This window comes from Bacillus sp. HSf4 (assembly GCF_029537375.1).
GTDB lineage: Bacteria > Bacillota > Bacilli > Bacillales > Bacillaceae > Bacillus > Bacillus sonorensis_A.
This window is the reverse complement of sequence record NZ_CP120679.1, coordinates 3638976-3652190: the sequence shown is the minus strand read 5'-3', so window position 1 is coordinate 3652190 and position 13215 is coordinate 3638976. Positions and strand designations below refer to the sequence as shown.

The 13215-nt window shown below is 45.2% G+C and carries 15 protein-coding genes and 1 pseudogene; 11 read left to right on the top strand and 5 right to left on the bottom strand.

Annotated elements, in window-relative coordinates; translation table 11 throughout:
- Nucleotides 1-126 precede the first annotated feature (126 nt).
- Nucleotides 127-1059: pseudogene (locus P3X63_RS22975) on the bottom strand (PDC sensor domain-containing protein); the annotation flags it as partial.
- Nucleotides 1060-1445: 386 nt separating this feature from the next.
- Here P3X63_RS22975 and P3X63_RS18960 point away from each other — a divergent pair.
- On the top strand, nt 1446-2390 hold the full coding sequence (locus tag P3X63_RS18960) for an ABC transporter substrate-binding protein (protein ID WP_277691673.1): 945 nt from the start codon (nt 1446-1448) through the stop codon (nt 2388-2390).
- Nucleotides 2391-2531: 141 nt separating this feature from the next.
- On the top strand, nt 2532-4325 hold the full coding sequence (locus P3X63_RS18955; RefSeq protein WP_077736124.1) for a zinc ribbon domain-containing protein: 1794 nt from the start codon (nt 2532-2534) through the stop codon (nt 4323-4325).
- 42 nt (nt 4326-4367) lie between these two features.
- Here P3X63_RS18955 and P3X63_RS18950 read toward each other — a convergent pair whose 3' ends face one another.
- Nucleotides 4368-5147 (bottom strand): zinc ribbon domain-containing protein, encoded by a 780-nt coding sequence (locus P3X63_RS18950; protein WP_077736125.1) that lies wholly within the window; start codon nt 5145-5147, stop codon nt 4368-4370.
- A 133-nt stretch (nt 5148-5280) separates the two neighbouring features.
- Here P3X63_RS18950 and P3X63_RS18945 point away from each other — a divergent pair, with 133 nt between their 5' ends.
- The gene (locus tag P3X63_RS18945; protein ID WP_277691672.1) at nt 5281-5943 is read left to right on the top strand and encodes a MarC family protein; all 663 of its coding nucleotides are present in this window, start codon (nt 5281-5283) and stop codon (nt 5941-5943) included.
- A gap of 41 nt (nt 5944-5984) precedes the next feature.
- Here the strand turns inward: P3X63_RS18945 and P3X63_RS18940 are convergent, their stop codons facing one another.
- Complete coding sequence (locus P3X63_RS18940) at nt 5985-6524, bottom strand: GbsR/MarR family transcriptional regulator (RefSeq protein WP_026588810.1); 540 nt, start codon at nt 6522-6524, stop codon at nt 5985-5987.
- A gap of 256 nt (nt 6525-6780) precedes the next feature.
- Between P3X63_RS18940 and P3X63_RS18935 the strand changes: the two genes are divergently transcribed.
- Genes P3X63_RS18935 through P3X63_RS18920 form a run of 4 tightly spaced genes read left to right on the top strand, consistent with a single transcriptional unit; the run spans nt 6781 to nt 10223 of the window.
- Nucleotides 6781-7920: a betaine/proline/choline family ABC transporter ATP-binding protein gene (locus tag P3X63_RS18935; RefSeq protein ID WP_026588809.1), complete on the top strand. Its 1140-nt coding sequence runs from the start codon at nt 6781-6783 to the stop codon at nt 7918-7920.
- 21 nt (nt 7921-7941) lie between these two features.
- Nucleotides 7942-8595 (top strand): ABC transporter permease, encoded by a 654-nt coding sequence (locus P3X63_RS18930; RefSeq protein WP_026588808.1) that lies wholly within the window; start codon nt 7942-7944, stop codon nt 8593-8595.
- Between the two features lie 13 nt (nt 8596-8608).
- Nucleotides 8609-9526 (top strand): osmoprotectant ABC transporter substrate-binding lipoprotein OpuCC, encoded by a 918-nt coding sequence (opuCC, locus tag P3X63_RS18925; RefSeq protein WP_026588807.1) that lies wholly within the window; start codon nt 8609-8611, stop codon nt 9524-9526.
- Between the two features lie 19 nt (nt 9527-9545).
- A complete protein-coding gene (locus P3X63_RS18920; RefSeq protein WP_026588806.1) occupies nt 9546-10223 on the top strand; it encodes an ABC transporter permease in 678 nt (225 codons plus the stop codon).
- A gap of 44 nt (nt 10224-10267) precedes the next feature.
- Here the strand turns inward: P3X63_RS18920 and P3X63_RS18915 are convergent, their stop codons facing one another.
- Together P3X63_RS18915 and P3X63_RS18910 are read right to left on the bottom strand one after the other, a co-directional pair.
- Nucleotides 10268-10669 (bottom strand): helix-turn-helix domain-containing protein, encoded by a 402-nt coding sequence (locus P3X63_RS18915; protein WP_026588805.1) that lies wholly within the window; start codon nt 10667-10669, stop codon nt 10268-10270.
- Nucleotides 10670-10832: 163 nt separating this feature from the next.
- Nucleotides 10833-11234, bottom strand: coding sequence for a transcriptional regulator (locus tag P3X63_RS18910; protein WP_026588804.1), 402 nt, complete (start codon nt 11232-11234; stop codon nt 10833-10835).
- A gap of 151 nt (nt 11235-11385) precedes the next feature.
- On the opposite strand from P3X63_RS18910, the gene P3X63_RS18905 reads away from it, so the two are divergent.
- The 4 genes from P3X63_RS18905 (at nt 11386) to P3X63_RS18890 (ending at nt 13211) form a co-directional block, all read left to right on the top strand.
- Nucleotides 11386-11619 (top strand): helix-turn-helix domain-containing protein, encoded by a 234-nt coding sequence (locus P3X63_RS18905; RefSeq protein WP_142246090.1) that lies wholly within the window; start codon nt 11386-11388, stop codon nt 11617-11619.
- Between the two features lie 29 nt (nt 11620-11648).
- On the top strand, nt 11649-11945 hold the full coding sequence (locus P3X63_RS18900) for an AbrB/MazE/SpoVT family DNA-binding domain-containing protein (RefSeq protein WP_026588802.1): 297 nt from the start codon (nt 11649-11651) through the stop codon (nt 11943-11945).
- A gap of 149 nt (nt 11946-12094) precedes the next feature.
- Entirely contained in the window at nt 12095-12325 is a 231-nt protein-coding gene (gene secG, locus P3X63_RS18895; protein WP_026588801.1) for a preprotein translocase subunit SecG, read from the top strand.
- Between the two features lie 139 nt (nt 12326-12464).
- The gene (locus P3X63_RS18890) at nt 12465-13211 is read left to right on the top strand and encodes an alpha/beta hydrolase (RefSeq protein ID WP_026588800.1); all 747 of its coding nucleotides are present in this window, start codon (nt 12465-12467) and stop codon (nt 13209-13211) included.
- Nucleotides 13212-13215 lie beyond the last annotated feature (4 nt).

Here is a 13215-nt window from a genome sequence, read left to right as displayed (position 1 = left end):
CATCGTGTTGGCTGTTTCATGGACCGCCGAGTGAATTTCTTCGGCGCTTGCGGACAGCTCTTCGGCAGTTGAAGCGACTGTTTCCGCCCCGCCGGCAACATCAGACATCATCGTTTGCAAGGCTGCTGCTGATTGGTTGTAGTATGCCGCCATTTGTCCGAATTCATCGTTGGTATCAGCTGCTGCGCGATGTGTCAAATCCCCTGTCGATAAATGTTTTAAATAACCGTTGATCATCTTGGCTTCTTTCGATACTCTTCTTCCGAGAAAGACGATGATGAGAATCATGATGATGATGGCACCCAAGCTCAGCAGGATCAGCCGCTGAACCAATTGTGACAGCGATTCGTACAGTTCCTCATCGGGAGCGACAAGAACGAGCTTCCAATTTGTTTTAGGGAGCGTGTTGTAATATAGCTCATATTTTTTCCCGGCTGAAGTGGAGACGATCATTCCTTGTTTCTTTTGCGCGGTTTCCTTCCATTGCTCCGCCGTGAGAAGATCGGAAGAAATCGACTGCTCGAGCCGTTTGTCTTTGTCAGGATTGGATAAATATGTGCCATTTTCATCAAGCAAAACGGCATAGCCTGTCTTTTGAACCTTGATGCCGGATACTAGCTGCTGGACTGAATCCAGAACATAGTCGCTTGTAATAACCCCTGTATTTTTTCCATCTGCATTTTTAAACGACAGCGCAGTGGTAATAAATGTTTGTTTTAGATTGTCGTCATAATAGGGAGCAGACCAAATGATGTCATCGGTTTTAATGGCTTCTTTATACCAATCCTGGCTGAAATAATCGTATGAAGGCTCTTCATAGTCCCGCGTGTATACAAGCTGATCGCCGTCTTTATATACGTAAGGTCCGGCAAACTTTTCTTTTTTGCTGTACGCATATGGTTCATACCAGATGCCGATTCCGAAAGTTTGTTGATTGAGGGGCAGCAAGTTTTCAAAGTAACGTTTGTATTCCGTTCGGCTCAATGGAGTGCGCTGTGCCTCGGCAGCCGCTTTAACCCCCGTCAGATTCCGTTCGTGTACGGTAAGACTCTTATCCATTTGCTCGATTGTCTTTGCAAGCGATTCATTCATTTGCTTCGAAATCATTGAATTCAGCTGTCTTTCCGATTCTTTATAGCTGATCAACATGATCACGGATAAAACCACAGCGAGGAGCGGTATCAAGATCATGATTTTCCAAAGAGTCGGCAAGTTTTTAAAGTTCATGTACTTCAATTTGTAACCTCCTTAACCCCCTTGATTATGATTAATATCGTCTATGTATCAGACGGTTTTCACTGGATAATCCCACCTGTTGGTCTGAAACGGTGCATGCGGGCGTTCTTGGCACTTAAAAGAAATTTTTGCGGAATGGATATTGACACTGCAGGGTGGATCAGATAATCTAAATGATAATGAATATCATTTAGAAAAGGAGATCATCGATGAAACGTCTGAAATGGATGACGCTGCTTGCTGTGCTTGTCCTCTTATTGGCCGCTTGCGGAAATCAAAATACAGATACGTCTGCGGACAAGGATGGCAAAGGGTCTTATACCGTAAAACATGCAATGGGGAACACAAAGATTAAAGGTACACCGAAAAAGGTTGTTGTATTGACCAACGAAGCGACAGAAGCAGTTCTCGCCTTAGGGATCAAGCCTGTCGGAGCTGTGCAGTCATGGCTTGGAGACCCGTGGTACGACCATATTAAAGATCAAATGGACGGCGTCGAGAATGTCGGAATAGAGACAGCGCCGAATATTGAGAAAATCGCCAGCCTCAAGCCCGATCTGATTATCGGCAACAAAGTGCGCCAGGAGGAAGTGTATGACAAGTTAAGTGCGATCGCGCCGACCGTCTTTGCTGAAACATTGTCAGGAGAATGGAAAAGCAATTTTGAACTGGCGGCGGAAGCCCTCAACAAAAAAGATGAAGGCGAAAAAGTCATCGCCGATTTCGATCAGCGGGTCAAAGACATTCATGACAAGCTCGGCGACAAAGTGAAACAAAAAATCTCACTCGTCCGCTTTACAGATGCCGATGCCCGCATCTATCATAAAGCATCTTTTGCGGGAACGATTTTGGACGAACTTGGTTTTGAAAGGCCAAAAAGCCAGCAGGCCAATGATTTGGGACAAATGGAAGTAACGAAAGAGCAGATCCCTGATATGGATGGAGACGTGCTTTTCTACTACACCTATGAGACAGGCGATGACAAGGCAAGCGCCATTGAAAAAGATTATGTCAATGATCCGCTTTTTAAAAACTTAAGCGTCTATCAAAAAGGTCGAGTACATAAGGTGAGCGATGCCATCTGGAATACAGCCGGCGGCGTCCTGGCGGCGAACTTGCTGCTCGATGATATCGAAAAATACTTTTTAAAATAGTCTTATTCGAAAAAACCAAACAGAGCTCTGAGCATCTGTTTGGTTTTTCTAATGTGATCCAGCAGCTAAAAAATAAATTCCTCCTTACGATAAATATAGTATAAAATGATTATGTGAGGTTTTTATAATAGGAGGAAAGTCATGAATTTTTGTAAAGAATGCGGCAGGGAATTAACTGCTAAAGCCCGTTTTTGCAAACATTGCGGGTTTCAGGCGGACGGCAGCGGAACATCTATATCTGAAGAATCCGCACGCCAAGACATACATAAGCCGAAGATGTCCAAGAAAAAAATAATCGTACTGGGTGCCATTGTCGCATGCTGTGTCCTGCTGTTTGCAGGCTATAAAACGGGTGAAGCCCTGACGTCAAAGGAAAAGTTAATCAGCGATTTTGAAAATGCGCTCGACCATGAAGATGCCGAGAAAGCGGCGCAGCTGCTGCAATCTTCAGATGTCGACCTGGCCATCACAAAAGAAAATGTCAAACCGCTGCTGACATATTTAAAAGAGAATCCAGATGATGAAAAGGAACTCATTTCTTCTTTGAAAAGCGATTCCGGCAATCAACTTGTCTCAATCGAAAAATCAGGCAGGCACTTTTTTATTTATGACCGCTATGTTTTAAATGTAGCCCCTGTTTATTTAACGATCAAGACGAACTATAAAGATACGGATCTATTTGTAAACGGCAAAAAGGTCATGACAACCCAAAAAGAGAACTTTGAGAGAAAGTTCGGGCCGTATGTTCCGGGTGTATATGAAGTTAAAGCCAAGCTGAAGAACGATCTGACCGAGCTGAAAAAGACAGAAAAGGTCGAGGCGTTGGAAAGCGATGTCAACGTTGATGTAGCTGTCGACGGTCACAAGGCGAAGCTGGTGTTCGAAGACGGATATGAAAAGCTGAAAGGGACGCTCTGGATTGATGGGCAAAAAACGAACATCGATCCATTTAAAGGAACATCCTTCGGGCCCGTGCTGACAGACGGTTCAATGTCTGCCGAAGTTGAAGGGGAATTTCCGTGGGGAACCTTAAAAAGCGCAAAAACGCCGATTGACAGTTCTGACATTCAAGTCAATCTTGCTTCAGATCAAACATTTATGGATCAGATGATGAAGACGCTTGTGAAGCATACGAAAGAAGAGATGAAGGCTTTGGCAAGCGGAAATGTCAACGATCTGACCGTTGCCGCCCCGTCGTATAAAAGCGATTTGAAAGAGATCATTGCCGGTTATAAAAGCTCTGGCACGTATTACAAAGGCACTTATCTATCCACCGTATTTGATCTCGATTCTTTCCGGCTGTACAACGAGGATGGCAAATGGAAAACCGATATTGACGGGGTTGAAAAGCACAAATCAGCCTATTTTGACGACTACAGCTCACCTGATATGGCAGAAAACGAAAACGGATTTACGTATACGCTGGTCTATTCCGGCGACCAACACAAGTGGCTGGTCGAACAAGCCGACCCCTCGAGCTTTATAAACATCGAAAACAAAAAAGAAATCAAAAACGACAAGCCGCAGGAATATACATCGGCATGGGCTTCTGAAAAAGGGGCTTCCAAAAATACTTCATCAGGCGAAGAGCTGACAGACCGCAAAGTCGAGTCAGCGATAGAAGGCTATTTGTATAGTTTGCAGGATGCCATCAATGAGAATGATTTTTCATTGGTCGCCGACAATTTGCAAAAAGGAAGCTCGCTTTACAATGATCAAAAAGAATTGGTGAAAAAATTAAACGGAAGCGGGACACAGGAGGAAGTCGTTGATTTCAGCGTTACCAGCTGGAAGCAAAACGGTTCTGCTGTCACGATCAAAACTGAGGAGAAAATCAATATTATCAAAAATGGCAAAGAGCAAGTGAAAACATACCATTGGACATACCAGGCCGTTGTTGAAGACGGCGAGGTGTTATTGACCTCGATACAATAGTAAAAAGCCTTTTTTCCCCACGTGGAAAAAAGGCTTTTTTTCTTAAAATATCCGGTTTAGAATAGAGCCGCCAATATTGGCGAAATAATCGAGAAACAGATTGCTCATCACCCGGACTGCAATCAATGTCATCAAATAAACGAGCAGTGTTGAATAAATCATATCGACGGCGCCTTTCGCCTTTTCATGGTAGCTGTAAAGAACGGCCGGCGGAATCAAAAAGACAATGCCGCAAAGCGCGAACAATAAAACACTTAAAAACAAGGCCGTTTTCATCAATGATAACAGAAAAGCGATAACGAGAAGCGCTGTAAATGGGACTAAGAGCGCCCCAAAACGTCCCATGACTTCTTTAAATGGCGCCTGAGCCCCTTGGATTCTCACACCTGCGTATGTAAAAACAAATAATAAGAAAATATAAATAGCAAAGGTAAAAGCGGGTTTGACTACGATATCAAAAAACGTCGGCATCATGTCAGAGCCGCTCCAAATCCCGGAATAGCGCCCTAAAGAATCGAAAAAGCCCTTTAACCCGAAATAAAATGTCAATGGAACGATAATCGCAAAGACAACCATCGTGATGATGCTGTTAGTGAAATGCTGTTCTCCGGCGTTTTTCATCTCTTTGTACGGGCGTTTCAACGCTCTTAAACAAAATGAAAAGTACATGGATGAAGCTTTTTTCGCCGCTTCCACATACATTTGCGTCTGCGCCGTCTCCGCTTTAGTCCCGGCGCTGTCACTCTCTGCGGACAGATTTGCACCGCAGTTCTCGCAAAATCTTCCGCCATCTGTTTGATGGCCGCATTTTGAACATGTCATTAAATACATTCTCCTTTAAACTAGTTATTTTGTCCTATCTGAAAATTCATTATAAATGAAAATGGAGCGGAATGTAATAGCTTTAAAAAAGTTTCAGCAAGCATCATCCGAGGTAAAAACAGAATATCTGTTGATGATTTTGTATTCAGAAAGGAGCGACCTTATGTTTAGTTCTATCATTCATGTTTTTGTTTCCTTGTTCGCCGTCACAAATCCGATCGGCAACGTTCCCATCTTTCTTGCCCTTACGGAAGGATATCAGGCGGAGGAACGCACCGTTTTAGCGAGAAGGGCTGCCACATTATCCTTTCTCATTATGATCGGGTTTTTGCTTTTCGGTGAACTGATCTTTCAGGTATTCGATATTAACATTCACGCATTTCGGGTGGCAGGCGGGATTTTTATATTCGGAATCGCCTATAACCTGCTGAATGCCAAACAATCGCATGTTCAGACGCTCCATCATGAAGAACATCGGGAAAGCAGGGAAAAGGAGGATATTTCCGTGACACCGCTGAGCATTCCGATCATTTCAGGACCGGGAACGATTGCGACTGTCATGAGTCTCTCGGCCGGAAGCCGATCACTGCTTCATTTCGGCGAAATGATCATCGGCATTGCCGCCGTGCTTTTATTGACCTTTGCAGCGTTTCACTATTCAACATTGATCAGCAGCAAACTGGGCCGGACGGAAATGAATGTCATCACAAGGCTGATGGGACTGATTTTAGCCGTGGTGGCCGTTGGCATGATCGGGACGGGGCTGAAAGGGTTGTTTCCGATATTGGCCGGGTGAGGAAAAGTGAAAAGCTGCACGGCTGTGCAGCTTTTTGGCGATTATGATGGCTTTGGCACATATTTGAAAATGTCTTCGCTTTCGAAAAACTCGATCAAGTTGTCAAGCCACTGATAGTAGTCGAGCCACTGTTTTGTTTCTTTCAGAAGGTCGTTGATTTTTTCTTCCGTTTCAGGGGAAATGTGTTCCTCTTCAAGCGCTTCTAAAAGCTCTTTTCTGATCTTTTTTCCGATCATCCGGTTTTTTTTAACGACCTTGCTCCAGTTGGCGGCAAACAGTGAAATAAATGTCTGATAATAATCCTGTTCAACATCGTATAAGTCTTTGCGGACGCCTTTTTCAAAAACCTTTTCAGCGATATTCAAATCGAGCATTTCGCGGACGACCTGGCTCATTCTCGTTTTGCTCATCCCCGTTGCATCAGATAGTTCATTTAAGGTCATCGGCTTTCTGTTCATATAGATGATTCCCAGCACGCGGCCGACAGTTGATGATATAGCATATGTATTCATGTTTTCGGCAATTTTTTCTATAAAATATTCTTCAGCTTGTTTAATCGTTTTTAAAACGTTTTCTTCCAAAGCGCATCACCCCAAGGACAGCCAATTTTATTGTCAATATATCATAATTTGGTTAGCGGTTGAAAACAATAAAATGAAAGCAAAACTAAGGATTCGGCCGCTATCTTAAGAATAAGCGGCTTTTGAAAGAAGTAAACATATTTTTTTAAGCATTATTCATACATTTTAAACACTTTATAAACTTTTTATTTTACAAAGTGTATCCTATAATAAACGAGATGTTGAAATATTTAAATAATAGTTGGAGGTGTGCTGATTGCTAAAGCTAGAAAATGTATCCAAGGTTTATAAAGGCGGCAAAAAAGCCGTCAACAGCATTAACCTTGATATCGCAAAAGGGGAATTCATCGTTTTTATCGGGCCCAGCGGCTGCGGGAAAACGACGACGATGAAAATGATCAACCGGCTCATTGAGCCTACTTCAGGAAGCATTTACATCGACGGAGAAAATATTTTGGATCAGGACCCGGTTGAGCTGCGCCGCAAGATCGGCTATGTCATTCAGCAGATCGGCCTTTTCCCGCATATGACGATTCAGCAAAATATCACGCTCGTGCCAAGGCTGTTGAAATGGCCGGAAGAAAAAAGAAAAAAACGGGCAAAAGAGCTGCTCCAGCTCGTCGACATGGGGCCGGAATATTTGAGCCGCTATCCCCACGAGCTAAGCGGCGGACAGCAGCAGAGAATCGGCGTGCTGCGGGCGCTTGCGGCGGAACCGCCGCTGATTTTAATGGATGAGCCATTTGGGGCGCTTGATCCGATTACCCGCGATTCGCTTCAGGAAGAATTTAAGAAGCTGCAGAAATCATTGAACAAAACGATCGTCTTTGTCACGCACGATATGGACGAAGCGATTAAACTCGCCGACCGGATCGTTATTTTGCGCGCGGGTGAAGTCGTGCAGGTCGGTACGCCTGATGAGATTTTGCGCAATCCGGCGGACGATTTTGTCGAGGAATTTATCGGAAAAGAGCGGCTGCTTCAATCGCGCCCTGATGTCGAGCATGTCGAACAAGTGATGAACTCCAACCCGGTTACGGTGACAAGCGAAAAAACCTTGTCAGAAGCGATTCAAATCATGAGGGAGCATCGCGTCGACTCGCTGCTTGTCGTTGATGATAACCATGTCTTAGAAGGGTATATCGATGTTGAAATCATTGATCAAAACCGCAAAAAAGCCGGAACGGTCGGAGATGTTCTCAGCCGGGATATCTACTCTGTTCAGAAGGGCACAATGATCAGGGATACCGTCAGAAAGATTTTAAAAAGAGGGTTTAAATATGTTCCGGTTCTTGATGAAAAGGGACGCCTTGTCGGCATTGTAACAAGGGCAAGCCTTGTGGACATCGTCTATGACTCCATCTGGGGAGACGAAAACCATCTTGTCCAGAGTTAATGGAAGGAGAGGGCACCAATCATGAATGAAATCATTCAATTTTTGCAGAAGAATGGCGGAGAAATGCTTTATAAAACAGGTGAGCATTTATATATTTCGGTCATAGCCGTTCTGCTTGGCATCATCGTGGCTGTTCCGCTCGGTGTATTGCTGACGAGAATGAAAAAAGGGGCGGGCGTTGTCATCGGTGTTGTCAACATTGTTCAGACGTTGCCAAGTCTCGCGATACTGGCATTTTTCATTCCGCTGCTCGGCGTGGGAAAGATCCCCGCAATTGTCGCGTTATTTTTCTATTCAGTCCTACCGATTCTAAGAAATACGTATACAGGTGTAAAAGGCGTCAACCAAAACTTGCTGGAGTCCGGAAAGGGAATCGGTATGACTGCATGGGAACAAATCCGCCTTGTCGAGCTGCCGCTGTCGGTTCCGGTGATCATGGCGGGTATCCGCACGTCAACCGTTTATTTAATCGGTTGGGCGACGCTCGCTTCATTCATCGGCGGCGGCGGCCTCGGCGACTATATTTTCATCGGGCTCAACCTGTACCAGCCTGAATATATCATCGCCGGCGCGGTGCCTGTCACGATATTGGCGATTCTGATCGATTACATTCTCTCGAAAACCGAAGACAAAGTCACACCTGAAGGATTGAAAGGGATGAAGGAAGTATCATAAGGAGTTGGCATTCATGCAGAAGAAAAAACGAAGATTAGTCACAGCCTTCGTGCTGGTGTTTGCGCTTTTATTAAGCGGCTGCAGCCTGCCCGGTCTCGGCGGGGCTTCCAAAAACACGATCAAAATCGGATCGCAAAGCTTTACGGAATCTGAAATTATGGCGAATATGCTCGCCCAGCTGATCGAGCATGACACCGATTTAAATACGGCGCTTGTCAAAAACCTCGGCTCAAACTATGTCCAGCACCAGGCGATGCTCGGCGGCGACATCGACATTTCGGCCACGCGCTATTCCGGCACAGACTTGACGAGCACGCTTGGCAGGGAAGCGGAAAAAGATCCGGAAAAAGCGCTTAAAATCGTCCAAAAGGATTTTAAAAAGAAATTTAACTATAAATGGTATGATTCCTACGGATTTGATAATACGTACGCGTTTACCATCACGAAAGAAATGGCTGAAAAAGAGCACTATGACACGATTTCCGATTTGAAAAAAGACGCCGACAAGCTGAAGCTCGGGGTGGATAACGCCTGGCTGAAAAGAAAAGGCGACGGATACCAAGGATTTAAACAAACATACGGTTTCGCATTTGGTTCAACCTTTCCAATGCAAATCGGTCTCGTTTATGACGCCGTCAAGAACGGCAAGATGGACATCGTCCTCGCCTATTCGACGGACGGCCGGATCAAGGCCTATAATCTGAAAATATTAAAGGATGACAAACATTTTTTCCCTCCGTACGACTGTTCTCCTGTCGTCCCGGAAAAAGTGCTGAAGGCCCATCCGGAACTTGAGGGTGTCATCAGCAAGCTGATCGGGAAGATCGACACCGAGACGATGCAGGAGCTGAACTATGAAGTCGATGGAAAGCTGAAAGAACCTTCTGTCGTCGCAGAAGAATTTTTGAAAAAGCATCATTATTTTGAGTGATCAGGGAGGGATGATTGAAATGGAAATGCTGAAACAGCTTTGGACGTACTATGCGCAAAACGGCGGCTATGTGCTGCACGAATTTTACCGCCATTTTCTCATGTCGGCCTACGGCGTCTTGTTTGCGGCGATCGTCGGGATTCCGATCGGGATTTTCATCGCCAGATACAGAAAGGCGAGCAGATGGATCTTTTCCATTACAAATGTGATCCAGACGATTCCGGCATTGGCGATGCTTGCCGTCCTCATGCTCGTGATGGGCCTCGGGGCGAACACGGTCATCCTTTCATTGTTTTTGTATTCGCTCTTGCCGATCATCAGAAATACGTATACGGGAATCGTCAGCATTGAGCACGCCTATCTCGAATCGGGAAAAGCGATGGGGATGACGAAGTTTCAAGTGCTGCGGATGGTCGAGCTTCCCCTGGCATTATCCGTCATTATGGCGGGTCTCAGAACCGCTTTGGTGATCGCGATCGGCATTACCGCGATCGGAACCTTCATCGGCGCCGGCGGTCTCGGCGACATCATCGTCAGAGGGTCAAACGCGACGAACGGAACAGCGATTATCCTGGCGGGCGCGATTCCGACCGCGCTGATGGCTGTCATCGCCGACCTGATTATGGGATGGCTCGAGGGCGTCTTGAGCCCGGTCAAAAACCGCAAAGGCCAAGCGCCGAATCCAGATGGTGTCTAGAAAAATAAAAGCCCGAGTTTCTGTTTAAAGGAAACTCGGGCTTTTTATGATTTCCGCTTCTCGGCTTCACTCACCAAAAAGTGAAAATACTGCTCAAGATTTAATATATCTTCTCGTGACAAGCTGTCCCATTTGCGCGCGTCAAACAGCCACAGGTCTTCCGCGTCGTGTTTTGCCGCAATATCATATATGGTGAGGTACTCCGGCTGCTCTTCACAGATTTCCCCCGGCGCCATATAACCGGCGATGTCCATCAGCTGTTCATATGGGATCTTCAAGGCAGCGGCCAACTTTCTGATCGTCGCCGGCTTCGGCACTCCGCGATGCCCGTTTTCGATTCTGGAAATGGTCGCGGCGCTCACCCCGGCGTACATCGCAAGCTGATTGACCGACAATCCTCTTTGTTCGCGCAGCTCTTTCAACTGCTCGCCGAATGTTGTTTTCATCACCATCACCTCGCCGTCATCGTGTTATGTAACATTTTAATACAAATGTTGACTAAAGGAAACAGTTCAGGTGGAAAAATATTGACAAAAGTTAACATAAGGTATAAAATAGCAGCAAGAAAAGTGTACAGGCTTACAAGAGGAAAAGCGGAGGGAGCTGGAATCAGGAGTTGTTCCGTCTGCGTGCTTCCTGCACGAGAAAATTGAAATATTTCTCGAGGTTCTCGATGTCAGCCTTTGACAGAAGCCTCCATTTTTCCGCGTCAAATAATGAAAGGTTCTCAAGCTGATATTGAGAAACGATGTTGTTGATGGTATCGTAGCCGCTTCTTGACTCATTGACGGCGGCCGCGCTGATATAGCCGGCTGATGCCATCAGCTCCTCATACGGAATTTTCAAGGCGTCGGCCAGCTTTCTGATCGTCGCCGGCTTCGGTACACCGCGGTGGCCGTTTTCGATTCTTGAAATGCCGGCGGAACTGACGCCGGAATACATCGCGAGCTGATTGACAGTCAGCTTTTTCCGCTCCCTTAACTCCCTCAATCGACTTCCAAAATCCGTCATCTTCAAAACCTCACAATCTCTTATATTCAATATTTTAGTATGAATATTGACTACAGGAAACATATGGATGATAAAAGTATTGACAAAAGTTAACATATCAATTATGGTTGATATAGATAAAAAGAAATATAAAACAAAAGGAAGGGGAGTCATAATGGTAAAAAAGATTCATATCAGGAGAGATTTTGTTCTTCAGTATATGGTTGAGCATAATCTTTCCTTAAATCAGCTTGCCATTGAAATCGGTGTATCCCCGGCAACACTTAGCAGAGTCCTTAATGGGGAAAGGAGGCCGGGTCAGCTTGTCATTGGAAAAATGATTCAGTATTTCAACAAAAAATTCGAAGATCTCTTCTATTACAAAGATGTTGACAAAAGTCAATGAAACAAGGAAAAAAGGAGGCCGCACAAATTATGAAAAATACGGGAATTGTCCGGAGAATCGATGAGCTTGGAAGGGTGGTGCTCCCGGTGGAAATGCGGAAGGTGCTGAACATCAATGAAAAGGACCCGCTGGAAATATACAGTGAAGGTGAAAGCATCATTTTGACAAAATACGCCGCCAACATGGCCTGCCTGATGACAGGGGAAATCACGACGCAGAACAAAACGTACGCGGGCGGCAAGATCGTGCTCAGTCCCCGCGGTGCAGAGATGCTTTTGCAAGAGATGAAGGAGGTCTTGAAACAGAAACACCATGCTGCATATTGAATTAAAGCGGAGCCTTTCCAATCATGTGTGTATACGCCTTTCCGGGGCTGGCAAAAAATAAACAAGACGGTCGATTCAGCCCGTGACAGCAACTTCGTTTTCATGTAAAATAAAACTATTGTCAGCCAGTTTGCCTGGAGGTGTAGGAAATGACCGCATTTTTAACGGTCTTATTAGTGATTGTTTGCGTTGCACTTATCGTTGTCGTGCTGCTGCAATCCAGCAAAAGCGCAGGATTATCGGGCGCGATTTCCGGAGGAGCCGAGCAGCTTTTTGGAAAGCAGAAAGCAAGAGGATTGGATTTAATTCTTCACCGGATTACGGTTGTTTTAACCGTGCTTTTCTTTTTCTTAACGATTGCGCTTGCTTACTTTGTATAAGACAATGAAGCATGAGGTCTGATGTTGAAGTCAGGCCTTTTTCCTATTTGCCGGCCTCTGTCTTGCGGCCGGTTCTATTTATTAAGTTTGTTTCCAGATCAAACGTGGAAGAATACATATGAAAAGGAGACAGTGAATCATGAAAATCGTCAAACCACAACCTTTCACATTTAAAGGCGGAAAAAAAGCCGTCCTGCTGCTGCACGGATTTACGGGAAACACAGCAGATGTGAGAATGCTCGGGAGATATTTAAATGAAAGGGGCTATACGTGCCACGCTCCTCAATATCAAGGACACGGCGTCCCGCCGGAAGAACTTCTTTCCACAGGCCCTGAAGACTGGTGGAAAGACGTCATGGACGGTTACGAATATTTGAAATCGGAAGGATATGAACAAATAGCGGCTTGCGGACTGTCTCTCGGAGGGGTTTTTTCTCTGAAATTGGGTTACACTGTACCCGTAAAGGGAATTGTTCCAATGTGCGCGCCGATGTATATCAAAAGCGAAGAGACGATGTATCAAGGTGTGCTTGATTATGCCCGCAATTATAAAAAATTTGAAGGCAAAACACCGGAACAGATTGACGCCGAAATGGAAGAATTCAAAAAAACGCCGATGAACACATTAAAGGCTTTACAGGAGCTTATCGCCGATGTCAGACATCATGTAGACATGATCTACTCGCCGACGTTTGTAGTGCAGGCCCGCCATGATCATATGATCAATACGGACAGCGCAAACATCATCTACAATGAAGTCGAGACGGATGATAAAAAACTGAAATGGTATGAAGAATCAGGGCATGCCATCACTTTGGATAAAGAGCGTGAAACATTGCACGAAGATGTGTATCAATTTTTAGAAACGTTGGATTGGCAGCCTTAAGGAG

Bases quoted from the DNA above. Each gene is read 5' to 3' on its own strand.
- P3X63_RS18910 (WP_026588804.1), bottom strand. From the start codon at position 11,234: ATGACGGATTTTGGAAGTCGATTGAGGGAGTTAAGGGAGCGGAAAAAG.
- P3X63_RS18930 (WP_026588808.1), top strand. From the start codon at position 7,942: ATGAATGAAATCATTCAATTTTTGCAGAAGAATGGCGGAGAAATGCTT.
- P3X63_RS18960 (WP_277691673.1), top strand. From the start codon at position 1,446: ATGAAACGTCTGAAATGGATGACGCTGCTTGCTGTGCTTGTCCTCTTA.
- P3X63_RS18950 (WP_077736125.1), bottom strand. From the start codon at position 5,147: ATGACATGTTCAAAATGCGGCCATCAAACAGATGGCGGAAGATTTTGC.
- P3X63_RS18915 (WP_026588805.1), bottom strand. From the start codon at position 10,669: ATGAAAACAACATTCGGCGAGCAGTTGAAAGAGCTGCGCGAACAAAGA.
- P3X63_RS18900 (WP_026588802.1), top strand. From the start codon at position 11,649: ATGAAAAATACGGGAATTGTCCGGAGAATCGATGAGCTTGGAAGGGTG.
- P3X63_RS18890 (WP_026588800.1), top strand. From the start codon at position 12,465: ATGAAAATCGTCAAACCACAACCTTTCACATTTAAAGGCGGAAAAAAA.
- opuCC (WP_026588807.1), top strand. From the start codon at position 8,609: ATGCAGAAGAAAAAACGAAGATTAGTCACAGCCTTCGTGCTGGTGTTT.
- P3X63_RS18920 (WP_026588806.1), top strand. From the start codon at position 9,546: ATGGAAATGCTGAAACAGCTTTGGACGTACTATGCGCAAAACGGCGGC.
- secG (WP_026588801.1), top strand. From the start codon at position 12,095: ATGACCGCATTTTTAACGGTCTTATTAGTGATTGTTTGCGTTGCACTT.
- P3X63_RS18955 (WP_077736124.1), top strand. From the start codon at position 2,532: ATGAATTTTTGTAAAGAATGCGGCAGGGAATTAACTGCTAAAGCCCGT.
- P3X63_RS18945 (WP_277691672.1), top strand. From the start codon at position 5,281: ATGATTTTGTATTCAGAAAGGAGCGACCTTATGTTTAGTTCTATCATT.